At 58.9% G+C, this 1,359-nt stretch carries 1 protein-coding gene; it reads right to left on the bottom strand.

From position 1 onward, the window contains the following. Nucleotides 1-335 precede the first annotated feature (335 nt). Nucleotides 336-548, bottom strand: a complete 213-nt coding sequence (locus AC0L26_RS31910) for a hypothetical protein (protein ID WP_473636075.1) — start codon at nt 546-548, stop codon at nt 336-338. Nucleotides 549-1,359 lie beyond the last annotated feature (811 nt).

Genomic DNA, 1,359 nt, shown 5'->3' on the forward strand with positions numbered 1-1,359 from the left:
CTCTGGGCGATCCGCAAGGCGGCAGAAGCGCATTGGTCTTGAGGGCTGGGGTCGCCGGCTTTCGCCCTTCGGCGGGCGGTTCAGCCAGTTGTGCAGCCCGGATGGCAGGCAAGAGGGTCCCGCTCGCTGCAGGGCAGCCAGAAACGGGGCTGTCGAGACCGTTTCGAATTGCACCTGGCGAAGCGCACGCATGGCCCTCGAGCTTTCGGCGCCGGAGACGGCGGGTGAAGGGCGGCCCGGGACGAGAACGCGTTCAGTGTCATTGCTGCGCAATTTGGGCGGCTTGCCTTTCGCGATGTTCGAACGCGTCGGTGAGCTATCGAGTTCTTGGTGGGTCATCCCAAGCGCCCGCCCCTCCTCTCGCCATGTGGCGACCACCCTCTCGACGTCTGCGAGCTTTTGGGCAAACGTTCGGCGTCGAGGAGCAGGCCTTGTTCGTTCCGCTGGGCGTCGACGATCTTAGTCAGAGCCTCTTCAAAGCCCAGAACAAAAAAGGTCATGGCGTAAGCACCCATAGCCACCGTGGGGTCTCCTTTTTCGATCTTCAATTAGGTGCTCTTTGCGATGCCCAGTCGTTCCGCCATCATCATCACAGTCAGGCTGCATTTTTTTGCGGGCGAGCGCAATGTCGGGTCCAGACTCTGGGAGGCAATGTGTCGGTCACTGTCGAGCGCATCTTTGTCTCATAAAAACGGCCTTAACTCATTACATAAGCCCGAAGCCGGAATGCGTCGGTATTGGCAAAGGCTGTCGGCATCGGGCGAAAGTGTCAGATTCCAAACATACGAATTTGTCCCAAACTCTGATTCTCGTGCTCAGCCTGCGCCGACAAGAGAGCGCCACGAGCAGCAGCGGCCAATTTAAATTATCGCGAAGCCGGCTCGTCGGAATGGCACGTCGCTTGCTGCTCCGCATGGAACGCACCCTGCTAGCCCACTAACAGCGGAGATGATTATGGCGATTGATTCACAAGGGCTGCCCCTCCCGTGTGCCCGAAGAGTTTGGCCGAACAGCCGTGTGGAAGCGGGGCGGTAGGCGTTGTGACGTCTATTTAAGCCGGACGCTGGTCGATCCTCACCTTCGTCGGCAGAAGGCAACCCAGCACAGCGTTTCTTCCGTGTGTCGCACCATCGTCGAAGCAGTACGTCCTCGCGCCAGACAAGACGTCGATTTCCTTATGCCAATATCAGACGGCAACTCACCCTATTCAGCGGGTATTCCGCATTCCTCAGATCGCAATGAAGAACGCGATCCCCTTTTGAATGGAGAATCCAGAATGAACGTGAGCAGCCTTCTTCTCGGCTCGGTTGCGGCCCTGACCTCCGTTTCGGGGGCTCGCGCGGCGGACGAAATCTCCGC

The sequence above is a fragment of the Mesorhizobium sp. WSM4823 genome, from assembly GCF_055811195.1.